At 72.8% G+C, this 24,451-nt stretch carries 20 protein-coding genes; 14 read left to right on the forward strand and 6 right to left on the reverse strand.

Translation table 11 applies throughout. The annotated features are described in order from the left end of the window. Window positions 1–41: 41 nt before the first annotated feature. Genes BLT52_RS06380 through BLT52_RS06395 form a run of 4 tightly spaced genes read left to right on the forward strand, consistent with a single transcriptional unit; the run spans window position 42 to window position 4,283 of the window. Window positions 42–1,373 carry an extracellular solute-binding protein gene (locus BLT52_RS06380; RefSeq protein ID WP_090591689.1) on the forward strand — a complete coding sequence of 444 codons (1,332 nt, stop codon included), beginning with the start codon at window positions 42–44 and terminating at the stop codon, window positions 1,371–1,373. 5 nt (window positions 1,374–1,378) lie between these two features. Further along, window positions 1,379–2,341 (forward strand): carbohydrate ABC transporter permease, encoded by a 963-nt coding sequence (locus tag BLT52_RS06385; protein WP_157677006.1) that lies wholly within the window; start codon window positions 1,379–1,381, stop codon window positions 2,339–2,341. Continuing rightward, window positions 2,338–3,186: a carbohydrate ABC transporter permease gene (locus BLT52_RS06390; protein ID WP_090591694.1), complete on the forward strand. Its 849-nt coding sequence runs from the start codon at window positions 2,338–2,340 to the stop codon at window positions 3,184–3,186. Before BLT52_RS06385 ends, BLT52_RS06390 begins: the two co-directional genes overlap by 4 nt. Window positions 3,187–3,188: 2 nt before the next feature. Next, entirely contained in the window at window positions 3,189–4,283 is a 1,095-nt protein-coding gene (locus tag BLT52_RS06395) for an ABC transporter ATP-binding protein (protein WP_090591695.1), read from the forward strand. Between the two features lie 22 nt (window positions 4,284–4,305). On the opposite strand, the gene BLT52_RS06400 is transcribed toward BLT52_RS06395, so the two are convergent. Next, window positions 4,306–7,815, reverse strand: coding sequence for a pullulanase X25 domain-containing protein (locus BLT52_RS06400; RefSeq protein ID WP_090591697.1), 3,510 nt, complete (start codon window positions 7,813–7,815; stop codon window positions 4,306–4,308). A 185-nt stretch (window positions 7,816–8,000) separates the two neighbouring features. On the opposite strand from BLT52_RS06400, the gene BLT52_RS06405 reads away from it, so the two are divergent. Further along, window positions 8,001–9,587, forward strand: coding sequence for a serine/threonine-protein kinase (locus BLT52_RS06405; protein ID WP_090591699.1), 1,587 nt, complete (start codon window positions 8,001–8,003; stop codon window positions 9,585–9,587). Between the two features lie 26 nt (window positions 9,588–9,613). Beyond that, complete coding sequence (locus tag BLT52_RS06410; RefSeq protein WP_090591701.1) at window positions 9,614–10,153, forward strand: hypothetical protein; 540 nt, start codon at window positions 9,614–9,616, stop codon at window positions 10,151–10,153. Window positions 10,154–10,167: 14 nt separating this feature from the next. Here BLT52_RS06410 and BLT52_RS06415 read toward each other — a convergent pair whose 3' ends face one another. Continuing rightward, the gene (locus BLT52_RS06415) at window positions 10,168–10,917 is read right to left on the reverse strand and encodes a vitamin K epoxide reductase family protein (RefSeq protein ID WP_157677007.1); all 750 of its coding nucleotides are present in this window, start codon (window positions 10,915–10,917) and stop codon (window positions 10,168–10,170) included. A gap of 233 nt (window positions 10,918–11,150) precedes the next feature. Between BLT52_RS06415 and dnaK the strand changes: the two genes are divergently transcribed. The 4 genes from dnaK to BLT52_RS06435 are packed head-to-tail and all read left to right on the forward strand — an operon-like array spanning window position 11,151 to window position 15,283. Beyond that, the gene (gene dnaK / locus BLT52_RS06420; RefSeq protein ID WP_090591705.1) at window positions 11,151–13,019 is read left to right on the forward strand and encodes a molecular chaperone DnaK; all 1,869 of its coding nucleotides are present in this window, start codon (window positions 11,151–11,153) and stop codon (window positions 13,017–13,019) included. After that, window positions 13,016–13,678 carry a nucleotide exchange factor GrpE gene (gene grpE / locus BLT52_RS06425; protein WP_090591707.1) on the forward strand — a complete coding sequence of 221 codons (663 nt, stop codon included), beginning with the start codon at window positions 13,016–13,018 and terminating at the stop codon, window positions 13,676–13,678. The genes dnaK and grpE overlap by 4 nt, the downstream gene beginning before the upstream one ends. Window positions 13,679–13,703: 25 nt before the next feature. Then, window positions 13,704–14,861 carry a molecular chaperone DnaJ gene (dnaJ, locus tag BLT52_RS06430; protein WP_090591708.1) on the forward strand — a complete coding sequence of 386 codons (1,158 nt, stop codon included), beginning with the start codon at window positions 13,704–13,706 and terminating at the stop codon, window positions 14,859–14,861. Further along, window positions 14,858–15,283 (forward strand): heat shock protein transcriptional repressor HspR, encoded by a 426-nt coding sequence (locus tag BLT52_RS06435; RefSeq protein ID WP_231946528.1) that lies wholly within the window; start codon window positions 14,858–14,860, stop codon window positions 15,281–15,283. Before dnaJ ends, BLT52_RS06435 begins: the two co-directional genes overlap by 4 nt. A 30-nt stretch (window positions 15,284–15,313) precedes the next feature. Here BLT52_RS06435 and BLT52_RS06440 read toward each other — a convergent pair whose 3' ends face one another. From BLT52_RS06440 to BLT52_RS06450, 3 genes are all read right to left on the reverse strand, one after another. Further along, window positions 15,314–16,750 (reverse strand): MDR family MFS transporter, encoded by a 1,437-nt coding sequence (locus BLT52_RS06440; RefSeq protein WP_231946529.1) that lies wholly within the window; start codon window positions 16,748–16,750, stop codon window positions 15,314–15,316. A 266-nt stretch (window positions 16,751–17,016) separates the two neighbouring features. After that, the gene (locus BLT52_RS06445; RefSeq protein WP_090591709.1) at window positions 17,017–17,415 is read right to left on the reverse strand and encodes a hypothetical protein; all 399 of its coding nucleotides are present in this window, start codon (window positions 17,413–17,415) and stop codon (window positions 17,017–17,019) included. Window positions 17,416–17,419: 4 nt separating this feature from the next. Continuing rightward, complete coding sequence (locus BLT52_RS06450) at window positions 17,420–18,142, reverse strand: hypothetical protein (protein WP_090591712.1); 723 nt, start codon at window positions 18,140–18,142, stop codon at window positions 17,420–17,422. 123 nt (window positions 18,143–18,265) lie between these two features. Here BLT52_RS06450 and BLT52_RS06455 point away from each other — a divergent pair, with 123 nt between their 5' ends. The 3 genes from BLT52_RS06455 (at window position 18,266) to BLT52_RS06465 (ending at window position 22,238) form a co-directional block, all read left to right on the forward strand. Next, on the forward strand, window positions 18,266–19,102 hold the full coding sequence (locus tag BLT52_RS06455; RefSeq protein WP_090591714.1) for an Fpg/Nei family DNA glycosylase: 837 nt from the start codon (window positions 18,266–18,268) through the stop codon (window positions 19,100–19,102). Between the two features lie 154 nt (window positions 19,103–19,256). Further along, a complete protein-coding gene (gene clpB / locus BLT52_RS06460; RefSeq protein WP_090591717.1) occupies window positions 19,257–21,851 on the forward strand; it encodes an ATP-dependent chaperone ClpB in 2,595 nt (864 codons plus the stop codon). A gap of 168 nt (window positions 21,852–22,019) precedes the next feature. Beyond that, the gene (locus tag BLT52_RS06465) at window positions 22,020–22,238 is read left to right on the forward strand and encodes a hypothetical protein (RefSeq protein ID WP_090591719.1); all 219 of its coding nucleotides are present in this window, start codon (window positions 22,020–22,022) and stop codon (window positions 22,236–22,238) included. Window positions 22,239–22,278: 40 nt separating this feature from the next. Here BLT52_RS06465 and BLT52_RS06470 read toward each other — a convergent pair whose 3' ends face one another. Beyond that, a complete protein-coding gene (locus BLT52_RS06470; RefSeq protein WP_090591720.1) occupies window positions 22,279–24,099 on the reverse strand; it encodes a glycoside hydrolase family 15 protein in 1,821 nt (606 codons plus the stop codon). Window positions 24,100–24,232: 133 nt separating this feature from the next. Here BLT52_RS06470 and BLT52_RS06475 point away from each other — a divergent pair, with 133 nt between their 5' ends. Continuing rightward, on the forward strand, window positions 24,233–24,421 hold the full coding sequence (locus BLT52_RS06475; RefSeq protein WP_090591723.1) for a hypothetical protein: 189 nt from the start codon (window positions 24,233–24,235) through the stop codon (window positions 24,419–24,421). Window positions 24,422–24,451: the final 30 nt, after the last annotated feature.

The raw sequence follows: 24,451 nt of genomic DNA on the forward strand, positions 1-24,451 counted from the left end.
CCGACCGGGCCCGACCTCTGACCGCCACAAGGAGACCCATCATGGCCAGTGCCTTCTCTCGCCGTCGCGCGATCCAGCTGGGAGCCGCCGCCGCCGGCGCGATGACCCTCGGCGGGTGCGTCAGCGCCAACGACCCGGCCGCCGGTGGTGGGGCCACCGACGCCGCCGAAGGGCCGCTCAAGCCCGGTGCCGCGCCCAGCGGGGAGATCACGATCCTCGACGACAACACGAACATGCTGTTCAAGGACTCCACGATCCCCGCCTTCGAGGCCGCCACCGGGATCACCGTCAAGACCTACACCCAGGGGAACTTCAACGACCTGCACGACCGTTTCGCCACCCTCTTCGCCGCCCAGGACACCAGCGTCGACGTGGTGATGACGTGGGCGGGCTGGTCGGCGGAGTTCGGGCAGGCCGGCTGGCTGCAGGAGCTGGACGCCTCCGCGGTGCCCGAGGACCTGATCCAGCCGGCGCTGGACGCGGTCAGCTGGGACGGCAAGGTCTACGGGCTGCCCAAGTTCTCCAGCGTGCAGACCATGTTCTGGAACAAGGAGCTGTTCGCCGCGGCGGACCTGGACCCCGAGCAGGGCCCGGAGGACTGGGACGCCTTCGTCGCCGCCGCCAAGGCCATGACGAAGGACGACCAGTGGGGCTACGCCTGCGACATCGGCAACGCCGCCGGCGCCTACCAGAACTTCCTGCGGGTGCTGCTGCTCAACGGCGGGGACATGTACGACGCCGACTTCAAGCCGACCTTCAACAGCGAGCAGGGGGTGGAGGCCCTCACCCGCTTCGCCGAGCTGCTGAACCTGCACCAGGTGATGGACCCGGCCTCGCTGCAGACCACCAACGCCTCCGACCTGGGTGACCAGTTCGCCCGCGGCGGCACCGGGATCGTGTTCAACTGGCCCTTCCAGTACGCGGTGGCCACCGGTGAGGACTCGACGCTGGACGCAGCGACCGTGGGCAACGGGCTGATCCCGGGGATGAGCGTCCGCTCCGCCTCCATCGACGGCTCCGAGGGCTTCGCGGTCAGCAAGTTCTCCCAGAACAAGGAGGCGGCGCTGGCCTGGCTCCAGTTTGTGGCCACCGGTGAGGTGCAGCAGCAGATCGTCACCGAGGAGGGCTGGTTCCCGGTGTCGCAGTCGGTGCTGGAGGACCCGGCCAGCGTCGAGGCCCTGCCCGTGCTGGAGACCTACGCCGCGTCGACCGAGTTCGCGACCAAGCGCTGGGGCGTGCCGTGGTCCAGCGAGCTGGACCAGCTCCTCTCGGTCCAGATCAGCGAGGTCATGAACGAGAGGACCAGCCCCCAGGAAGCCCTCGACAGCGCCGCGGCCCAGACCGAGGAGCTCGTCCGGCGCTACCTGGGATGAGCGCCGTGAACACCACCACCGAGGCCACCGGGCCGACGGGGACCCCCGCACCGCCCGCCGGTCGCGGCCGGCGCCGGCAGCACCGCGACCTGCGGTTCGCGCTGCTGATGGGTGCACCCGCACTCGCCGTCATCGTGCTGCTGCTGGGCTACCCGATGGGTTACGCCGGCTACATGTCCACCTACGACTGGAACGACAAGCTGGGGACCGACCACCCCTTCGTCGGGCTGGGCAACTACGCCCAGCTGCTCGGGGACGGGCAGGTGCACCGCGCGCTGGGGCGGACGCTGCTCTTCGCGGCCGTGACCGTCCTCGGCGGGGTCGGCATGGCCGTGCTGATCGCCGTGCTGCTGAACGTCGACTTCCGGGGCCGCACCCTGGCCCGGGTGCTGCTGCTGGTGCCGTGGGCGGTGCCCCCGGTGGTCAACGGGATCATGTGGAAGCTGATCTTCGACGGCGCCACCGGGGTGGTGAACGCGGTCGGCCTCGGGCTGGGTCTGTTCGAGGAGCGCGTGCAGTTCCTGGCCGACCCGAGCCTGACCATGAACGTGCTCATCTTCGCCGAGATGTGGAAGCTGCTGCCGTTCCTGTGCCTGCTGATGCTGGCCGGGCTGCAGGGCATCCCGTCCAACATCTACAAGGCCGCCCGCATCGACGGCGCCAGCCCGTGGCAGCAGTTCGTGCGGATCACCGTGCCCAACCTGCGCGGGCCGATCCTCTTCGCCCTGGTGGTCCAGACGATGTGGTCGCTGAAGGTCTTCGACACCATCTACGTGCTCACCGGCGGCTCCGGGGGGCCGGCGGAAGGTACCACCACGCTGAGCTTCCTGACCTACCTGGTCAGCTTCAGCAACCTGGACCGCGGCTACGGGGCCGCCATCGCCATCGCCTCGATGCTGCTGGTGCTGGCGTTCGCGCTGCTGTGGGTGGTCCTGCTCCGTGACCGGCACAAGGAGGCAGCCCGATGAGCACGGTCCTGGGACGTCCCGGCCGGCGGCTGGCCGGGACGGTGGTCCACCGGGTGCTGGTCGGCCTGCTGCTGGTCTACCTGCTCGCGCCGTTCCTGTGGATGCTGGTGTACAGCCTCTACCCCTCGACCGCGTTGCAGACCCTCACGCCCGACCTCGACCCGCGTCAGATCCGGCTGGACTCCTACGCGGGCATGCTGTCCGACCCGACGTTCCTGCAGCCGATGGCGAACTCGGCGATCGTGGGGCTGTCCACCACCATCGTCTGCATGGTGCTCGGCTCGGGCTGCGCCTACGTGATCGCCCGCTACCGCTTCCCCGGCCGCCAGGCGCTGCTGCTGGGCATGCTCACGGTGCAGGCCGTGCCCGTGATCGTGCTGGCGGTGCCGCTGTTCATCCTGCTGCGGGCCTTCGGCCAGTACGACACGCTGCTCGGGCTGGTGATCACCTACACGGCGTTCATCCTCCCGCTGGTGGTGTGGATGATGGTCGGCTTCTTCGAGGACCTGCCGCCGAGCCTGGAGCGGGCGGCGATCATCGACGGCTGCAACCGGCTGCAGATCATGACCAGGATCGCGGTGCCGCTGGCCGCACCGGGGTTGGCGGCCACGGCGATCCTGGCCTTCATCACCAGCTGGAGCGACTTCTTCCTGGCGAAGGTGCTGACCATCAGCAGCGCCACCACGCTCCCGGTCCGCACCGCGGCGTTCCAGGGGCTGTTCGCGATGGACTACACCGCGGCCGCGACGGCCGGGGTGATCACCGCGATCCCGGTGCTGGTGCTGGCGCTGCTGGCCCAGAAGTGGATCATCCGAGGACTCGTCGAAGGTGCGGTGAAGGGGTAGCCATGGCAGAGATCGAGCTCGTCGGGGTGCAGAAGGACTACGGGCGGGGGCGGAGGGCCGTCCGGGCGGTCCACGACCTCAGCTACACGATCGCCGACGGGGACTTCGTGTCCCTGCTGGGGCCGTCGGGCTGCGGGAAGTCGACCACGCTCAACATGATCGCCGGGCTGGAGGACATCACCGGCGGGGAGATCCTGATCGACGGCCACCGGGTGGACGACCTCGACCCGGCCGAGCGCGACCTGGCCTTCGTCTTCCAGGACTACGCCCTCTACCCGCACATGGACGTCCGCGACAACATCGGCTTCGGGCTCCGGATGCGCAAGGTGGGCAAGGAGGAGACCGAGCGGCGGGTCGTCGACGCCGCCCGACGGCTCGACATCGAGCACGTGCTGGGCAACCGGCCCCGGAACCTGTCCGGCGGTCAGCGGCAGCGGGTCGCCCTGGCCCGGGCCATCGCCCGCCGCCCCAAGGTGTTCCTCTTCGACGAGCCGCTGTCCAACCTGGACGCCCTGCTGCGCGACCAGACCCGCAGCGAGCTCAAGCTGCTGCACGCCGAGCTGGGGGCGACCAGCGTCTACGTCACCCACGACCAGGAGGAGGCGATGACGCTCTCGGACCGGATCGTGGTGATGAGCCGGGGCAGGCTGGAGCAGTACGGCACGCCCTACGACATCTACCACCGCCCGGCCTCGCAGTTCGTGGCCTCCTTCGTCGGCAAGCCGAGGATGAACCTCCTCCCCGCCACCCGGACGGGCCGGGGCCGCTACGCGGTCGGTGGCTCCTCCTTCGAGGTGGACGTCTCCGGCCTGGACGCGGACCGGATCACGCTCGGCCTCCGTCCCGAGGAGTGCTCGATCCAGGTGGTGGCCGACGGCGGTCCGGCCACCGGGGTGGTCAAGGTCGTCGAACCGCTGGGCAACGCCTCCGACGTCACCCTCGACCTGGGCAGCTGCCTGTTCGTGGTCCGGATCCCGGGCTTCAGCCAGCTGTCGGTGGGGGACCGGATCTCGCTGGGCGCCGAGCGGGCCACCCTGCACTGCTTCGACGCCGAGACCGGCAGCCGTCTCGTGGCGGCCGACACCGCCCGACCCTGATCCCAGGAGCCCAGGGCGGGGGTCAGCGGAGCAGGACGCCGCCGGCGTCGACCACCCGCCCCAGGTCGTCGTAGAGGGCCACGGCCAGCTGGCCGTCCCGGAGCGCGCGGGCCCCACGGACCGAGGCGCGGTTCAGCCGGAGGGCGACGAAGCCCTCCAGCTCGGGGTGCTCGGCCAGCACGTCGTCGGGGAACCCGTCGGGGTCGCGGGTCAGCCGGAACGAGGTGCTCCCGCTGAGGGTCTCGGCGTCGATGCCCATGCCGCCGTCGGGGGCGGCGTGCAGCCGCCAGTCCAGCAGCTCCACCGGCAGGTCCGGCAGCGCGTCGGACGGCCAGGCCAGCAGGTCGCTCTCCACCCACTGCGCCCGTGCCACCCCCAGGTCGGGCTCAGCACCCGGGCGGGTGGTGCCGACGCGGATCTCGTGGGTGGCGAGCACGTAGCTGACGGTGGTCACCAGCCCCTCCTCGGCCACGGTGAAGGAGACGTTCCCGCCGTCGGCCTCGCCGCCGGCGCCGTAGCTCTCGTCCCAGGACAGCCCGTGGGCGACCTTGAGGTCGTAGCTGCCGGCCGGCACCTCGACCGAGCTCCAGGTGAAGGTGCCGTCGCCGTCGGGGTCCTGCAGCCAGGGCCGCATGCAGTCCGGCGACCAGTCCGCGGCGCAGCCGAGCTCGCTCTGCATCGAGCCCGGGGCCGTGATGATCGGTCCCTGGGCGTCGCTGGTCACCCAGTGGGTGGCGTGGTCGTAGTAGAAGGTGACCGGGGTCCCGGGGGCGGTGTAGGAGAGGTTGCCGCCGTCCCGGACCGCGCCCTCGCCGTAGTTCTCGTCCCAGGAGCGGTCGATCGCGGCCTTGTAGGCGTGCGGGCTGGCCGGCAGCGTGAAGGTGCCCTTCCAGATCCCGTCCTCGGCGTCGAGGGTGAGCTGGGCGGCGTCGCAGTCCGGGGACCAGTCCGCGGGGCAACCCATCTCGCTGTTGTGGTCACCGGCCACCGCGACGGCGTCGGGCTGCTCGACCGGGCCGGTCGGCCCGCCGGGACCGGGGTCGACCGGCACCGGGTCGCCGACCACGGCCGACGCCGAGTCCGCGCTGAGGTTGCCGCTGCTGTCGCGCAGCACCACCCGGTACTCCAGCAGCGTGCCGGCACCCAGACCGCGGACGTCGTGGAAGACGCGGTAGGGCGCGTTGTCGTCCACGCCGAGCGGGGTCCACTCCTGCGTCCCGGCCTCGCGCCAGGCGAACCCGGCGGTGGCGGCGACGTCCTCCACCGAGCCGGCGCGGATCTCGGCCCGTCCGCCGACGACGGACTGCTCGGCCGGCTGGCCCGGACGACCGTCCGGGCTGGTCAGCAGCACCTGCGGCGCGCGCTTCCGCCGCGCCAGGGTCCGGTCCGAGCGGTAGACCTCCGTGCTCGCCGGGGCGACCGTGACGTCCACCCGGCCCTCGGCGTCGGCGCGGAGCCGGGCGTCGTCGCCGTGGACGCCCCGCAGCGTGCCCCGTGGTGTCCAGGTGCGGAGGCTGGCGGACTGCTCGGTCCCGCTGGTGTTGACCACCACCAGGTACTCCCGCTGCTCCTCGTCGACCCGGGCGAAGGCGTAGAGCCCGTCCTCCGAGGCGTAGCGGTGCACCTGCGCGCCGTCGACCAGGGCCGGGTGCTCGGCGCGCAGGTCCGACAGCTCCCGGATCTGGCGGTAGAGCGGGTGCGAGGTGTCGTAGCGGTCGCGGGAGCCGGCCGGGCCACCCAGCACCGGCTCGTCGGCGTACTGCTGCACCTGGGTGGCGAACATGTCCTGGCGGGCGTCCTTGTCCCCGCCGGCGCCGACGAACCCCTGCTCGTCGCCGTAGTAGACGACCGGCTGGCCGCGGCTGGTGAACATCAGCTCGTTGGTCAGCCCCACCCGCTGCAGCAGCTCGTCACCGGAGAGCCCCTTGGCGGCCAGCAACATCGCCGCACGCCCCATGTCGTGGTTCCCGGTGAACGTGGGGAGCTGGTAGGCGTTGGAGTCGGTGTCGGTGTAGTAGTCGTCGGCGGCGAAGAAGTCGCGCAGCCCCGTGGTGGGCACCGAGCCGGCGGCCGCCTCGACCGAGCGTGCCTGGAACCCGAAGTCGATGGTGGCCTGCAGCTCTCCCTCGGTGGTGAAGGTCGACAGGTAGGCCGGGTTGGCGTCGTAGACCTCGCCGAACATGAAGAAGTCCTCGTTCTCCTCCCGGGCCGCCTCCAGCACGGCGGGGGAGAACTCCTGCCAGAACTCCAGGTTGACGTGCTTGACGGTGTCGACGCGGAAGCCGTCGATGCCGAAGCGGGCCCAGGTCGAGTAGATGTCGATCATGCCCTCCACCACCTCGGAGCGCTCGGTCCACAGGTCGTCCAGCCCGACGAAGTCGCCGTGGGTGCTGGACTCGCCGGCGAAGGTCGAGTCGCCGCGGTTGTGGTAGAGCCGCGGGTCGTTCAGCCAGGCCGGCACCTTGGCCGTCTCGTCGGCGGGCTCGCGGAAGACCGGCGTGTAGGGGAAGGACGTCGCGGGGTCCACCTCGGGGAAGGTGTCGGTGCCGGCGAAGTCGGCGTCGTCGAAGGGCTGGCCGGCGGCGTCGGTGTAGGGGCGGGCCTCCTTGGAGACGTAGGAGTAGCGGCCCTCGGCGTAGTCGATGACGTCGGCGGTGTGGTTGGTGATGATGTCGAAGTAGACCTTCATGCCACGGGCGTGGGCGGCGTCGATCAGCTCCCGCATCTCCTCGTTGGTGCCGAGGTGGGGGTCGATCTGGGTGAAGTCGGTGATCCAGTAGCCGTGGTAGCCGGCGCTGGCGGCGTCCCCGGCACCCTGCACCGGCTGGTTCTTGAACGAGGGGGTCAGCCAGATCGCGGTGGTGCCGAGACCCTCGATGTAGTCCAGCCGGTCCAGGACCCCGGCCAGGTCGCCACCGTGGTAGAAGCCCTTGTCGGTGGGGTCGAAGCCGTGGTCGAGCCGCCCACCGGGCAGCCCTCCGGTGTTGTTGGACGGGTCGCCGTCGGCGAAGCGGTCGGCCATCACGAAGTAGAACTGCTCGTCGGTGACGGCCTCGCGCAGGCTGTCCCCGACCAGCGCCCGGTCGGCGGCGGTGGCGCTCCCCGGCAGCTCGGCGGAGCGCACGTCGACCGCGTCGGTCTCCGTGTCGAAGACGAACTCGACCTCGGCGGGCGTGGTCAGCACCAGCGGCCGGTCGGCGGCGGGGTGGGACTCGTCCCAGCTGCCGCCCACCGCGACCTTGAAGGTCCAGCTGCCGGCCGGGACGGTGAAGGTGGCCGAGCGGGTGGTGGTGCTGCCCCGGACGGGCTCGAGTACGGTCGCCGCGCAGGCCGGTTCCCAGTCGGCCTCGCAGCCCAGCTCGGACTGCAGGCTCCCCACCAGCGTGACGACGTCCTCGTCGGCGGCCGCCGGAGCGGCCGTGAGCGTCGCCAGCGGTGCCGCGGTGGCCGCGAGCGCCAGCGCGCCCAGCAGGGCGGTCAGCCGTCGGGTGCGCGTCGCGGGCGCAGGGGTGGACGGGGTGGTTCGCGTCATCGCGATCCCTTCGCCAGCGGGATGGGCCTGCTCGCGAGCGTAGGACGCCCCCGCGTGGCTGGCAACGGTCCAGGCAGCGTTCCCGCGCTCGACCTTCGCCTGCAGTTGGTCCCGACCTGCACCAGCGGCGACACTGTCACCCTGCGGCGTCGGGTGACGGCGCCCGGGGACGTCCAGGGGGGCCGATGCAGGGAGCGACACCGGCTGACCGGGTCGGTTCCCGCCTCGGCCGGCACCGGCTGACCGACCTGCTGCACAGCACCTCCGCCCGCGCGGTCTACCGCGCCGAGGAGGAGGACACCGGCCGCCTGGTGCTGCTGATGGTGCTCGACGATCAGGTCGCGGCCCACCCGCTGGTGCAGGAGCGGTTCGAGCTCCGGATGCGGCAGGCCGCGGACGTCCTCGAGCGCCACCTGGTGCCGCTGCGGAGCTGGGGCGTGGTCGACGGCCTGCTCTGCGCCGAGCTGGGCGTGCTGGCCGGCACCGGTCTGCGCACCCTGCTGGAGCACGAGCCGCTGACCCCGGCCCGCGCCGTCGCCGTGCTGGGCGACCTCGCCGAGGCGGTCGACGCCGCGCACAGCCGGGGCCTGGCCCACCTGGGGCTGTCACCGACCGTGGTCGTGGTCGGCGGGGACCGGACGGCCCGGCTGACCGACCTCGGGCTCTCCGCGCTGCTGGCCGAGGTCGGCGTCCTCCCCGACCCGGCCGACCGCTCCTACCGCTCACCGGACCAGCCCCCGCAGGTCGACCCGGCGAGCTCGGCGGCCGCCGCCCTGGACGTGTGGGCCCTGGCCGCCCTGCTGCACGACTGCCTCACCGGGATCGGGCCGGCGGCCGGCCCGGTCCGGGTCCCGCCACGGCTGGCCACCCTGGTGCACCGGGGGGTCCGCGGGCACCGCTGGACGGCCGCCACCGAGCTGGCGCGTGCCGCGGCCGCCGCCCTGGCCGACGGCGACCCCGCCGTGGTGCTGCGACCCCGGGCCGTGCCGCTGCCGGAGGACGTCCCGCCCGGGCCGGGCAGGAGCTGGGACGACGGCGGGGACCTGGACGCCACCGCGTACCGGAGCGCCCTGCCGCCGACGCCACCGCCCGCACCCGGCGCGCGCCGGCCCGCCCGTGCAGCAGCCTGGTCCGCCCCGGTCCCCGGTGCGGTCCCGGGCTCACCCGCCTCCGGCCCCTCGGGTCCGGAGCGCCCCGGCCCCGGCCCCGCCCCGGTCACCAGCGCCGCCTCCGCGGGCGGGGACCTGACGCCGAGGCGCCGGGGCGGCGCCGTCGCCGCCGGGCGGGCGCGGCCGTCCCGGGTGCCGCTGGTGGCCCTGGTGCTGGTGGCGCTGGCGCTGCTGACCACGCTGGCGGTCGGCTGGCTGCTGGTCCACCCGCTCAGTGGTGCCGCACCGGTTCCCTCGGGCGTCCCCACCGCCTCGGCCCCCACACCGGGGAGCGGGCCGGGGACGGCAGCCTCGCCGGCCGGCGACCCGGGCACCGAGGGGCCGGGTGCTCCGCCGCCGCTGCCCGCCGGGGCCACGGTGTGCGAGCCGGGTGGGGGACCGGTCGGCGGTCTGAGCGGTTCGGCCGCGGGGTCCAGCAGGACCTCCTGCGGGTTCGCCGAGGCGACCCGTGCGGGGCTGGGCGCGGAGCAGGACCCCTTCGCCGTCGAGGAGATCGAGGTCACCAGCCCGGTGACGGGGGAGGACTACCGGCTGTCCTGCTCCGCCGAGGACGCCCTGATCACCTGCACCGGCGGGGAGGCCGCGGTCGTCCTCGTCTGGTGACCCGCCCCGGGCCGTAGGGTCGGCGGATGGTCGATCCCGAGCGCACCCGAGACCTCTTCGTCGTGGCGGCGCTGTTCGGCGCCTTCGGCTTCGCCTGGTCCGGCTGGGGGCAGGAGGACCCACCGCGGCGGTGGCGGCCGTGGCTCGGCGTGCTGTCGGTGCTGTCCCTGCTGCTGGCCGTGGCCGGTGGCGTGCTCAGCTGGTCGGCCTGGTCGTCCCCGACGTCGGTCGACGGACCGGCCGCCGGCTGGTTCTTCGGCGCCGTGGTGGGGGCGGAGCTGCTGCTCGGGCTGCTCGGCTCGCTCGTCCTGCACCGCCGCGGACGTCCGGAGCGGATCGCGCCCTGGATCTCGCTGGTGGTCGGGGTGCACTTCCTGCCGCTGGTCGCCCTCTTCGACAACTGGACGCTCCTGCTCCCCGCCGCGGTGCTCGTCGTCTCCGCGCTCCTGGCCGTCCGGGCGCACCGGCTCCGTGGTCGGCGGCCGAGTGCCGTGACCGGTCTCCTCAACGCGCCGGCGCTGCTGCTCACCGGGGTGGGCAACCTGCTGGTGGGTCTGCTCGCCTGAACGACGAGGTCCGCTCAGAGGCTGATGCCGAAGAAGTACCGGGCGAACTCGGCGTAGAAGCGGAGCACGACCGCGCTGACCACCACCACGTACCAGGTGATCACGATCACCGGCTGCCAGTCCCGCAGCGCCCGACCGACGCGCTGCAGCGCGGGTCCGAAGGTGCCGGTGCGCAGCGCGGTGACCGTGGTGGTCACCACGATCGGGATGGTGACGGCCCAGACGAGCATGCACCACAGGCAGAGCGCGTTGATCACGTGCAGGCTCTGGAACTGCAGCCAGCTGATGAACACCGCCGCCGCCAGCACGGCCACCTGGAGGGCGGCCAGCACCCAGCGCGGCGGGCGGGCGCCGCTGGCCACCATCACCCCGAGGGCCCCGGTGATCGCGAAGCCGCTGATGCCCAGCAGCGGGTTGGGGAAGCCGAACAGCTCGCCGGCGGCGGAGGACATCACCGGGCCGCAGGCCACGAAGGGGCTGATGTCGCAGACGAAGGTGGCCTCGGGGTCGGCCAGCAGCACGAAGCGGTCCACGGTCAGCCACATCGCCGCCAGCCAGCCGAGCGCGGAGGTGATCACCAGCAGCAGCCCCCAGCGGCGGCTCGGGCGGTCGTCCAGCTCGTCGGCCCCCGGGTCGCCGGCCGCGTCGTCGTCCTCGTCGAAGTCGTCCCCGTCGGTCTCGGGCACGTCGTCCTCGCCACGGGCGGTGACGGCGTGCGCGGCGTCGCGGGAGCGGCCCCGGGGCCCCTCGGCTGTGGTGGTCATAGCGTGTCCTCGCTGGTCGTCCGGCCGCGCCCATCGTAGGCGAGGCGTTGGCACCGCCCCGGCTCGCGGACCGGGGACCCCTGGCCGCACCCTGGCCGGACGCCTTGAGCGAACCAGGCTCAACCCCGATTGGAGGAATGCGGTGGCACGGTGCATAGTTGAGTCTGTCGGGCTCAAGGTGATACCTGAGCCACCTCGACTCATACAGAACCAACTGCTGGAGGAACGCACACATGGCACGTTCAGTCGGAATCGACCTGGGCACCACCAACTCGGTGGTCGCCGTTCTCGAGGGTGGCGAGCCCACCGTCATCCCCAACGCCGAGGGCGCCAGGACGACGCCGTCGGTCGTCGCCTTCGCCAAGGCCGGCGAGGTGCTGGTCGGCGAGGTCGCCAAGCGGCAGGCCGTCACCAACGTCGACCGCACCATCCGCTCCGTGAAGCGCCACATGGGCACCGGCTGGAAGGTCGACATCGACGACAAGCCCTTCCGCCCCCAGCAGATCAGCGCCTTCGTGCTGCAGAAGCTGAAGCGCGACGCCGAGGCCTACCTGGGCGAGACCGTCACCAACGCGGTCATCACCGTCCCGGCCTACTTCTCCGACGCCGAGCGCCAGGCCACCAAGGAGGCCGGTGAGATCGCCGGTCTGACCGTGGACCGCATCATCAACGAGCCCACCGCCGCCGCCCTGGCCTACGGCCTGGACAAGGGCCAGACCGAGCAGACCATCCTGGTCTTCGACCTCGGTGGTGGCACCTTCGACGTCTCCCTGCTGGAGATCAGCGACGGCGTGTTCGAGGTCAAGGCCACCAAGGGCGACAACCGCCTGGGTGGTGACGACTGGGACACCCGCGTCGTCGAGTGGCTGGTCAAGCAGTTCAAGGGCAAGTTCGGCACCGACCTGAGCCAGGACAAGATCGCCCGGCAGCGTCTGCAGGAGGCCGCCGAGAAGGCCAAGATCGAGCTCTCCTCGGCCTCGGAGACCACCATCAACCTGCCCTACATCACCCTGGGCGAGTCCGGCCCGCTGCACCTGGAGGAGCGCCTCACCCGCGGTGACTTCCAGCGCATGACGCAGGACCTGCTGGACCGCTGCCGCTCGCCGTTCAACGCGGTCATCGAGGACGCCAAGACCTCGATCGGCTCCATCGACCACGTCATCCTCGTGGGTGGCTCCACCCGCATGCCCGCCGTGGCCGAGCTGGTCAAGGAGCTCACCGGTGGCAAGGAGCCCAACAAGGGCGTGAACCCCGACGAGGTCGTCGCCCTCGGCGCCAGCCTGCAGGCCGGTGTGCTGAAGGGTGAGGTCAAGGACGTCCTGCTGCTCGACGTCACCCCGCTGAGCCTGGGCATCGAGACCAAGGGCGGCGTGATGACCAAGATCATCGAGCGCAACACCACCATCCCGACCAAGCGCTCGGAGATCTTCACCACCGCCGAGGACAACCAGCCGTCGGTGATGATCCAGGTCTACCAGGGTGAGCGCGACTTCGCCCGGGACAACAAGTCCCTCGGCAACTTCGAGCTGACCGGTCTGATGCCGGCCCCGCGTGGCCTGCCGCAGATCGAGGTGGCCTTCGACATCGACGCCAACGGCATCGTGCACGTCCACGCCAAGGACACCGCCACCGGCAAGGAGCAGTCCATGACGGTGACCGGCGGCTCCGCCCTGGGCAAGGACGAGATCAGCCAGATGGTGAAGGACGCCGAGGCCCACGCCGAGGAGGACCGCCGCCGTCGCGAGGCCGTGGAGCAGCGCAACGAGGCCGACGGCCTGGTGTTCCGCACCGAGAAGCTCCTCAGCGAGAACGCCGAGAGCCTGACCGACGACATCCGGACGCCCGTCGAGGAGGCCCTCGCCGAGCTGAAGACCGCCCTCGAGGGCACCGACGACGACGCCGTCAAGTCCGCCATGGAGAAGCTGAACAGCACCTCCGCCGCCATGGGCCAGGCGGTCTACGCCGCCGCAGCCGCCAAGCAGCAGGCCGAGTCCCAGGCCGCCGGCGACGCCCAGCAGCCGGGTGCGGAGGACAGCGCCTCCGGTGACGACGACGTGGTGGACGCCGAGATCGTCGACGACGAGAAGGGCGGGTCCAAGTGACCCACCCCGACCACGAGGCGACCGAGCGGGAGCAGGGGCCCCAGGGCCCGACCATCCGCGACCGGCGCAGGATCGACCCCGAGACCGGCCAGGTGCGGGAGCAGCAGCCCGAGGCTGCTGCCCCCGCCCCGGGTGGGCCGGAGGACGTGACCGAGGGCACCGTGCAGGAGCCGGCCGACCCGACCACCGACGGGGCGGGCCCCGCCGACGACCGGGTGGGGGCGCTGGAGCAGGCCCTGACCGAGCGCACGCTCGACCTGCAGCGGCTCCAGGCCGAGTACGTCAACTACAAGCGCCGGGTGGACCGCGACCGCGAGGTCAGCCGGGCCAGCGGGGCGGAGTCGGTCCTCAAGGACCTGCTCGGGGTGCTGGACGACGTCCGCTCGGCCCGCGAGCACGGCGAGCTGGCCGGTGCCTTCAAGGCGGTCGGCGAGGAGGTGGAGAAGGTGGCGGCCAAGCACGGCGTCACCGCCTTCGGCGAGGCCGGGGACCCCTTCGACCCGCAGGTGCACGAGGCGCTGATGCACTCCTACTCCGAGGACGTCACCCAGCCGACCGCCGTGCAGGTGCTGCAGTCCGGCTACAAGGTCGGCGAGCGGGTGCTGCGCCCGGCCCGGGTCGCGGTGAGCGAGCCGGCGGCGCCGGCCGCGCAGGGCTGACCAGGGACGAGGGAGGAGGCGTCAGGTGAGTACGAAGGACTGGCTCGAGAAGGACTACTACAAGGTCCTGGGCGTCTCCAAGGACGCCAAGCCCGAGGACATCAAGAAGGCGTTCCGCAAGATCGCGCGGGAGAACCACCCCGACGCGAACCCCGGCAACGCCGAGGCGCTGCAGCGGTTCAAGGACGCCTCCGAGGCGAACTCGGTGCTCAGCGACGTGAAGCAGCGCAAGGAGTACGACGCGACCCGCAGCCGGTTCGGGGGCTTCCGCTTCCCCTCCGGCGGCGGGGCGTCGGGCACCGGCGGGGTGGACGACCTGTTCCGCAACGCCGCCGGCACCGGGCAGGCCGGGGACTTCTCCGACCTGTTCGGTGGGCTCTTCGCCAGCGCCGGACGGCGACCCGGACCTGGCCGCGGGCCACGCCGGGGCAGCGACGTCGAGGGTGAGGTCACCATCGACTTCGTCGACGCCGTCGCCGGTGTCACGGTGAACATGCAGATGGTCTCCGACACCGCCTGCCCCACCTGCCACGGCACCGGGGCGAAGACGGGCTCGGTGCCCACGGTCTGCCGCAAGTGCGACGGGTCGGGCATGCAGACCTCGACCTCGGGTGGGGTGTTCGCGGTGAGCGAGCCCTGCACCGAGTGCCGGGGCCGCGGGCTCGTGGTCGAGGACCCCTGCCCGGACTGCAACGGCTCCGGCCGGGGCCGGTCGGCGAAGAACATGTCGGTCCGCATCCCCGCGGGGGTGACCGACCAGCAGAAGATCCGGCTGAAGGGCAAGGGTGGCGCCGGTGAGAACGGGGGCGCCAGCGGCGACCTCTACGTCACCGTGCACGTCCGCACGCACCCGGTCTTCGGGCGCAGCGGCAACAACCTGACGCTGCACGTGCCGGTGACCTTCGCCGAGGCGGCCCTGGGTGCGGAGATCAGCGTGCCCACGCTCGGTGGCCAGCCGGTGCGGCTCAAGCTGCCGCCCGGGACGCCCAGCGGGCGGACCCTGCGGGTGCGCGGCAAGGGCGTCAGCCGCACCAACGGCACGGTCGGGGACCTGCTGGTCACCGTCGACGTGGTGGTGCCCTCGCAGCTGGACGACACGGCCAGGGCGGCGCTGGAGTCGTTCGTGGCCTCGGTGCCGTCCGGTGACCCCCGGGCGGAGCTGTTCGAACGGGCCCGGGCGTGAACGAGCCCAACCTGCCGCAGGTGGTGGACGGCGACGCACCGGTCTTCGCGATCAGCGTCGCCGCCCACCTCGCGGGCATGCACCCGCAGACCCTGCGCAGCTACGACCGGATGGGGCTGGTGTCCCCTCAGCGCTCCCGCGGCCGGGGGCGGCGCTACTCCCCGCGCGACGTGGCCCGGCTCCGGCTGATCCAGCGGCTCAGCCAGGACGAGGGGGTCAACCTCGAGGGGATCCGCCGCATCCTGGTGATGCAGGACGAGATCGACCGGCTCCGCCGGCAGGCCGCCGAGCTGGGTGAGCTGCTGCAGGCCGCCCGGGTCGCCCCGGAGAACCGGCTCTTCGCCGCCGACACCGGCGGACGGGTGCACCTGTCCGAGCGCGAGCGCTGGCTCTTCGCCGCGCCGCGGGCCATCGGCCGCTGAGGACCACCCCGCCCCGTCGGGCGGGGTCCGTCACCCGGTGACGATCCGCCGGGGCAGCACCAGCACCGCCAGCACCAGCACCACCGCCGTGGCCGTCGAGACCACCATCACGTCGTGGATGGCCAGGGTCAGCAGCTCCGGCGGCACCGTGCTGCCCGTGCCCGACTCCCCGCCCACGCTCGTCCCCACCCGGGCGTTCACCACCGCACCGAAGACGGCGATGCCGATGGCGCTGCCCATCGAGCGGGCGAAGGTGACGGCGCCGGTGACCACGCCGCGGTCCTCCCACCCCACCGTGGACTGCGCCGCGATCAGGGTGGGTGCGGCGATCAGACCGAGGCCCAGACCGACGAAGAAGCAGCCGGCCGCCACCTGGAGCACGGTGCTCTGCTCGTCCAGCAGCAGCATCGAGGCGGTGCCGCCCAGGGCCAGGACGCTCCCGACCAGGCCGGTGTCGCGGAAGCCGATCCGCATGTACAGCCGGCCGGACTGCGACGCCGACAGCGGCCACCCCAGCGTCATCGCCGCCAGGGCGAACCCCGCCACCAGCGCGCTCGTCCCCAGTACGCCCTGGGCGTAGACCGGGACGTAGGAGGTGAGGCCGATCAGCAGCACCCCGACGGCAAGGTTGCACAGGTGGGTGCCGTTGAGCACCCGCCGGGTGAAGACCCACCCCGGCAGCACCGGCTCGACCGCCCGGCGCTCCACCAGGACGAAGACCACGAGCACCACCACCGAGCCGCCGAGCACGAGCAGCGACGGGGTGGACGTCCACGCCCACTCCACCCCTCCCGAGAGCAGCCCCAGCACCAGCAGGGACGTCCCGACCGTGAGCAGCGCGGCCCCGGGCCAGTCGATCCGGCGCCGCGAGGGGGACACCTGCTCGTGGAACCGGCGGGCCAGCACCCAGGCGGCGAGGCAGCCCAGGGGCACGTTGACGAAGAAGATCCAGCGCCAGTCGAGGAAGTCGACGAAGAGCCCGCCCAGGGTGGGCCCGACCAGCGAGGACATCGCCCACACGCTGGCCACGTAGCCCTGGACGGTGGCCCGCTCGGGCACCGTGTAGATGTCGCCGATGATCGTCATGCACATCGGCTGGACCGCTCCGGCGCCGAGGCCCTGGACGGCCCGGAACGCGATCAGGGCGGGCATGGTCCAGGCCAGGCCGCAGAGCACCGAGCCGAGCACGAAGAGCCCGATCCCCACCAGCATCACCGTGCGCCGGCCGATGACGTCGGCCAGCTTGCCGTAGACCGGCACCGAGACGGCCTGGGCCAGCAGGTAGATGGAGAACAGCCAGGGGAACTGGGTGAACCCGCCGAGGTCGTCGACGATGGCCGGGACCGCCGTGGCCAGGATGGTGGCGTCGATGGCCACCAGCCCCATGCTCAGCATGACCGCCAGCAGCACCGGCCCCCGCTCCGAGCGCAGTCCGACGCTGGCCCGTGAGACCCGTTGCTCCGTCACCCGCACATGCAACCACCCCGTGGCGGGCCGGTCGTCCTTGCCCGCCCCACGCGTGCCCGCAGCAGGCCGACTCCCCACTTTGCCCCGCCTGCGAGCACGTGGCCCCTTGTACAGGCGGGGCAAGGTCGCCTTGTACAGGCGGGGCAAGGTCGCCGCAGGCGGGGCGAGGTGGAGCTGACCGCAGGCAGCGAGAGCTGAGGCGGTGCCCGCGGGTCGCGTGCCGAGGAGGAGGGCACTCGTGTCGCTGGCGCTCTGCTGGCGGTCCGTCAGGAGGCGGGCGCGGCCGAGGTCGGCGGGAACTGCGGCTTGGTGAGGACGTCGCCACGGCCGATCCCACGGCGCTGCTGCCACTCGGCGAGCCACTCGTCCAGCTCCGGGTGCTCGACCGCCAGGTCGACCGCCCGGCACCGGGTCACCAGCAGGTCCGCCTCGGTGCTCATCGGCGGGTGGTCCTCGCGGAGGTTCCAGGAGGCCCCGCCGCTGCCCAGGGACACCATGACCAGCACGTAGTACAGGGCCCAGCCCGCCGAGGGGGCCCGCAGCACCCCCTCCCAGTGGTCCCGGGGTCCGCGCTTCCAGAGGTCGTCGGTGCTCGGCGCCTCGTCGACCGCCTGCAGGTAGGCCTCGGCGTGCTCGAGCACGCTCCTCAGCTCGTTCGGGGTCACGCTGTCACGCTCCTGTCCAGGCCGACGGCTCGATGGTCCACCCCGGTGCACCGTCCACCAGGTCGTCGGCCGGGATGGCGCCCCGGTCGATCCAGATCTGCTCCCCGCCACCGGGCAGGTGGTACGGGTTCGCCGGGGTGGAGCCGCTGCCCGGCTGCGGAGCGGCCTCGCCGACCCAGGAGTCGATGTCCTGGCTGGGACGGTACGCCACCACGCCGTGGTTGCCGTTCCACTCGTTCAGCACCGCGGAGTCCGAACGGAGGACGTGCTCGCTGGCCGGGGCGTCCCGGGTCCAGAACGGCCCGCCGGCGTAGGACCCGTCACCCACCACGCGGTAGCGCGCCTCGCCGGCCGGCCACACCTCGTGGCGGACGTCGCCCTGGAAGGTGTCCAGCGCCCGGGGCGGCGGTTCGGGGAGCCCGTCCGGGTTGTGGGTCACCCGAGGGGGTGGCGCCACGGGCACGTCGCCGGGGACGGCGTCCACCTCCGGGGTCGAGTGGGTCGGTCGGACGTAGGGGTGGTCGTTGGTCGAGACGGGCTGCGACGGCTGACGCAGCGGCTCCGGGCGCGGGGCGCGCGGGCTCGGGCGAGGGGCAGGAGGGGTCGCTCCCGGCGGGAGGCGGCGACCGGCGGCTGCAGGGTCCACGCTCCGGCGGGCCACCGTCAGGACGTCGTCCAGCATCTCCCCGAAGATGCCGCGCAGGGCGGCGGCGCGTCCTCGTGGCACGTGGGCTCCTTCGGGCTCAGCAGCGGTCGCCGGCTCGGCGGCCCCGTCACTGTAGGACGCCGCGGGGTCGCCGGACCGGTGCCCGGGTGCGGGGGAGCGCGCCCGGCGGGGCAGACTCGGGGCGTGCCAGAGCTGCCTGAGGTCGAGAGCGCCCGTGCCACCGTGGAGGCCGGTGCGCTGGGTCGCAGGATCGCCGCCGTGGACGACACCGACACCTGGGAGTGCCGCCCGCACGCGCCGGGCGACATCGAGCACGCCCTGGTGGGCCGGGTGCTCACCGGCGCCTTCCGGCGCGGCAAGTCGATGTGGTGCGAGACGTCCGACGTCGGTGGCGAGGACGGTTCCGGCCCGGTGCTGGGCATCCACCTCGGGATGAGCGGTCGCATCGTGGTCACCGACGGCGAGGGCCGCTCGATCGAGGGCGGGGACTGGCTCGGCGGGCGCTACGGCCGGGTCGCCGACCAGCCCGACCGCAAGCCCGAGTGGGACCGGTTCACCCTCCGCTTCGCCGACGGCGGGGAGCTGCGGCTCTTCGACAAGCGACGTCTCGGCCGGGTCCGGCTCGACCCGGACCTCTCCGCCCTGGGTCCGGACGCCCAGCAGGTCGAGCTCGCCGAGTTCTCCGCCCGGGTCGGCCGCGGCACCGCCCCGGTCAAGGCCCGGCTGCTCGACCAGTCCGTGGTCGCCGGGGTGGGCAACCTGCTGGCCGACGAGACGCTCTGGCAGGCCCGCATCTCCCCGCGTCGTCCGGCCGGCTCCCTGGCTCCCGACGACCTCGCGGTCCTGCACGCCGCGCTGCGGGCGGCCACCGAGGCGGCCATCACGCACGGCGGGGTGCACACCGGTGAGGTGATCGAGCACCGGGGCGCCGGTGGGCACTGCCCGCGCTGCGGGGCCGAGCTGTCGCGGGCCACCGTCGGCGGGCGGACCACCTTCTGGTGCCCGGAGGAGCAGCGCTGAGGCGACCTGCGGCCCCACCGCGTCCGACCCCGGGGGAACTTCAGGGAGGGATCCGGGTCGGGGTTGAGTCCGGGCGGCTCAAGTCGGAATAGACTCAGGTCCGACAACCTTGAGTCGGACAGGCTCAACTCTCGACCAGAAGGACCACACCATCGTGAACACGGACAAGCTGACCACCCGCAGCCGTGACGCGGTCACCACCGCCGTGCGGCTCGCCCTCACCGGCGGCAACCCCAACGCCGAACCCGAGCACCTGCTGCGCGCGCTGCTGATGGTGCCCGACAACACCCTCGCCCCGCTGCTGACCGCGGTCGGGGCCCAGCCCGACGTGGTGGACGCCGCGGCCCAGGGAGCGCTGGCCAGGCTGCCGTCGGCCCAGGGGTCCTCGGTGGCCCAGCCGCAGCTCTCCGGCGCCTTCGCCCGGGTGCTGGCCGAGGCCGAGACCCGCGCCCAGCAGCTGGGTGACCAGTTCGTGGCCACCGAGCACCTGCTGATCGCGCTGGCGTCGGTGAGCTCGGGGGCGAGCCGGCTGCTCAAGGACCTCGGCGTGGACGCCAAGTCGCTCACCAGGGCCTTCGAGGAGGCCCGCGGCGGCAGGCGCGTCACGTCGGCGGAGTCCGAGGGCACCAGCTCCGCGCTGGACCAGTACGGCGTCGACCTGACCGAGCGGGCCCGCGAGGGCCGGCTGGACCCGGTGATCGGGCGGGACACGGAGATCCGTCGCCTGGTGCAGGTGCTGGCCCGCCGCACCAAGAACAACCCGGTGCTGATCGGTGAGCCGGGGGTCGGCAAGACCGCCGTGGTGGAGGGCCTGGCCCAGCGGCTGGTCGACGGCGACGTCCCCGACAGCCTGAAGGGGCGTCGGCTGGTCTCCCTCGACCTCACCTCGATGGTGGCCGGCGCCAAGTACCGCGGCGAGTTCGAGGAGCGGCTCAAGGCCGTCCTGACCGAGATCCGCGAGGCCGAGGGCCAGGTGATCACCTTCATCGACGAGCTGCACACCGTCGTCGGGGCGGGGGCCGCCGAGGGCTCGATGGACGCCAGCAACATGCTCAAGCCGATGCTGGCCCGGGGCGAGCTGCGGATGATCGGGGCCACCACCCTCGACGAGTACCGCCAGCGGATCGAGAAGGACCCGGCCCTGGAGCGGCGCTTCCAGCAGGTCTACGTCGGTGAGCCCACCGTCGAGGACAGCATCGCCATCCTGCGCGGGCTGCGCGAGCGCTACGAGGCCCACCACAAGGTGGCGATCACCGACGGCGCCCTGGTGGCCGCGGCCAGCCTGTCCCACCGCTACATCCCCTCCCGCCAGCTGCCGGACAAGGCCATCGACCTGGTGGACGAGGCGGCCAGCCGGCTGCGGATGGAGATCGACTCCTCCCCGGTGGAGATCGACCAGCTCCGCCGCACCGTGGACCGGATGCGGATGCAGCGCTTCGCCCTGGAGAAGGAGCAGGACGTCGCCAGCCAGGACCGGCTGGGACGGCTGGACGCCGAGCTGGCCGACGCCGAGGAGGAGCTGCGCTCGCTGGAGCAGCGCTGGGAGGCCGAGAAGCAGGGGCTGAACCGGGTCGGTGAGCTCAAGGAGCAGATCGACGCGCTCCGGGTGGAGGCCGACCGGGCGCTCCGCGAGGGCGACCTGAACCGGGCCAGCGAGATCAGCTACGGCCAGATCCCGGCCCTGGAGCAGGAGCTGCGCCACGCCGACGAGGCCGAGCGCAACGCGACGCCGATGGTGGCCGACGAGGTCGGGGCCAACGACATCGCCGAGGTCGTCGCCGCCTGGACCGGGATCCCGGTGGGGCGCATGCTCGAGGGCGAGACCGAGAAGCTGCTGCACATGGAGGAGCGGATCGGTGAGCGGCTGATCGGGCAGCGCGCCGCGGTGCGGGCCGTCTCCGACGCCGTGCGGCGCTCCCGGGCCGGCATCTCCGACCCGAACCGCCCGACCGGCTCTTTCCTCTTCCTCGGTCCGACCGGTGTGGGCAAGACCGAGCTGGCCAAGGCCCTGGCCGACTTCCTGTTCGACGACGAGCACGCCATGGTGCGCATCGACATGTCGGAGTACGGCGAGAAGCACTCGGTCTCGCGGCTGGTCGGGGCGCCTCCCGGCTACGTCGGCTACGAGGCCGGCGGCCAGCTGACCGAGGCGGTGCGGCGACGTCCCTACTCGGTGGTGCTGCTGGACGAGGTCGAGAAGGCCCACTCTGAGGTGTTCGACGTGCTGCTGCAGGTGCTCGACGACGGCCGGCTCACCGACGGGCAGGGTCGCACGGTCGACTTCCGCAACGTGCTGCTGATCCTCACCTCCAACCTCGGCTCGCAGTTCCTGGCCGACCAGAGCCTGGAGCCGCAGCTCAAGCGGGACGCGGTGATGGGCGTGGTGCGCAGCTCCTTCAAGCCGGAGTTCCTCAACCGGCTGGACGAGGTCGTCCTGTTCGACACCCTCGGCACCGAGGACCTGACCCGCATCGTCGACATCAACCTGGCCCGGCTCAACGCCCGGCTGGTGGACCGCCGGCTGCGGGTGGACCTCACCCAGGCCGCCAAGGACTGGCTGGCCCTCACCGGCTTCGACCCGGTCTACGGCGCCCGCCCGCTCCGCCGGCTGGTGCAGTCCGCGATCGAGGACCAGCTGGCCCGGCGGGTGCTCTCGGGGCAGCTGCTGGACGGTCAGACGATCGTGTTCGACGTCGACCCCGAGGGCGACGGCCTGACCGTCGCGGAGCCGGTCACCACCGCCTCCTGATCGTCGGGGCAGGAGCCCGCGCGGACGCCGTGCGGGCTCCTGCTGCTGTCCGGGGACGTCCGGGCCGAGGGCGGCGCGCCCGGGGGACGGCCGCTGCGTCCGCGGTGAGGGGGTGCGGGCGAACCACCAGCGCGCACAGCACCTGTGCCGGCCGACGAGAGGACCAGCATGATCAAGATGTTGCACGACCTGGGGATCAAGAGCGAGTACGCCTACATCGGTGGCGCCGCCTCCATCGGGGTCTCCCTGATCAGCTGGTTCGCCAGCCGCCAGAAGAAGGGTGACGACAAGGCCCAGGCCGACCGGTGGGGCATCTTCATCGGCCACTGGGCGCCCACCTTCTTCGCCCTCGGCGTCGCCCTCCGCCTCGAGGAGCAGGACGACTGAGCCGACCTGACCCGCCCCGGTCGCCGGTAGGCGGTCGCCCCTACCGGCGGTCGGAGCTGTCCGGTGCGGCGGCGTCCTCCACCGAGGCGACGGCGGCGGCGGCCCGGACCAGCCCGATGTGGGAGAAGGCCTGCGGGGTGTTGCCCAGCTGGCCGTGGGTGATGGGGTCGAACTCCTCGCTCAGCAGCCCGACGTCGTTGGCCGTGGCCACCAGCCGGTCCATCATGGTGTGGGCCTCGTCCAGTCGACCGGTGCGGGCCAGCGCCTCCACCAACCAGAAGCTGCAGATCAGGAACGGGCTCTCGTGCCCCTCCAGCCCGTCCTCGGACACGTCGAGGTCGTAGCGCAGCACCAGCCCGTCCCGCACCAGCGACTCCTCGATGGCCGCGATGGTGCCGATCATCCGCGGGTCGTCCCAGGCGACGAAGTCGACCATCGGCAGCATCAGCAGCGAGGCGTCCACGCCGGGACGGCCGTAGGACTGCAGGAAGGTGCCGGCCTCCTCGTCGAAGCCGTTGGCCATCACGTCGGCGTGGATCCGGTCCCGCAGCGTCCGCCACTCCTCCACCGGCCCGTCCAGACCCATCTGCTCGACCGCCCGGACGCCGCGGTCGAAGGCCGTCCACACCATCACCCGGGAGTGGGTGAACATCCGGGGCTCGCCGCGGATCTCCCACAGCCCCGAGTCCGGCTCGTCCCAGTGCCGGGCCAGGAACGCGAGCATCGCCTTCTGCACGCTCCAGGCCACCGTGTCCACCTCCAGCCCGCACTCCCTGGCCCGGTGCAGGGCGGCGGCGACCTCGCCGTAGACGTCCCACTGGCGCTGGGTGTAGGCGCCGTTGCCGATCCGGACCGGGGCCGACCCGCGGCGCCCGGGCAGGGACGCCAGCTCCTGCTCCGGCAGCCGGCGCTCCCCGGCCAGGCCGTACATGATCTGCAGCTTCTCGGGGTCCCCGGCGATGGCCCGTACCAGCCAGTCCCGCCACTCCCGGGCCTCGTCCAGGGCGCCGTGGGTGAGCAGGGCGTCGATGCTGAGGGCGGCGTCGCGCAGCCAGACGTAGCGGTAGTCCCAGTTGCGCACCCCGCCCAGCTGCTCGGGCAGGCTGGTGGTGGCCGCCGCCACGATGCCGCCGGTGTCGGCGTGGGTGAGCGCCCGAAGCACCAGCAGCGAGCGCCGCACCTCCGCCGCCCAGGGCTGGTGGGGGTGGTGCACCGAGCTGGCCCAGGCCCGCCAGTCGGCGCGGGTGGCCCGTTCGGCACCGTCGACGTCCAGGGGTCCGGGGAGCGGCAGGTGGGAGTTCTGGTACGTCATCACCAGGTCCACCACGTCGCCGGCCCCCACCGCCACGGTGCCGACGTGGCTGCGGTCCTCGCCGGGGTGGAGGCTGCCACCGCGCACCACCACGGTGTCCGGCCCGGCCACCGCGACCACGGCCCCGAGCCCCAGCTCCGGGGCCTGCCGCACCCAGGGCACCGTCCCGGCGTAGTCGAAGCGGAGCCGCAGCACCTGCTCCAGCTCGACGTGCCCGGAGATCCCGCGCACCCGGCGGACCAGGTGGTGGTCGTCGGCGTGGTCCCCGGCGCTGGGCATGAAGTCGGTGACCTCCACCTCGCCCCGGGTCGTGGTCCAGCGGGTGACCAGGTCGAAGGAGTCGCCGTCGTAGCGGCGGGTGGAGCGGGCGTCGGGGTCGGTGGGGTGCAGGCTCCAGTGGCCGTGGTCCTCGTCGCCGAGCAGCCGCCCGAGCAGCGAGGCGGAGTCGAAGCGGGGGAAGCACAACCAGTCGATGCTGCCGCTCCTGCTCACCAGTGCGGCGCTGCGGCGGTCGCTCAGCAGGGCGTAGTCGGCGATCGCCTCGGCCATGGGTCCTCCTCGTCGGCGGGAGCCCCAGCGTAGGAGGACGGACCGCCGGTCGGGGCGGCGGCGGGCCACCCCCGCCTCGTGTCGCCGTGGCGGGACAGGGTAGTCAGGAGGTCCCGACGACCTAGGAGAGCCGATGACCGAGGCCGAGCTGCCCGACGACCCCCGCTCCACCGACGACGCGCAGGACGAGTTCGCGGGCGCGCCCAGCGAGCCGTCCCACGACGACGTGGCCGTCGAGGAGGAGGAGGGCGGGGCCTCCGGCTCCGAGGGCGCCGAGCGCGACACCCCGGCGGGGGAGGACTACGCGGGCAGCGGCTTCTGATGCTCCGGCCGGACCACCCTGGCTAGGGTG

Origin of the sequence: Auraticoccus monumenti, from assembly GCF_900101785.1 — a bacterium.
GTDB lineage: Bacteria > Actinomycetota > Actinomycetes > Propionibacteriales > Propionibacteriaceae > Auraticoccus > Auraticoccus monumenti.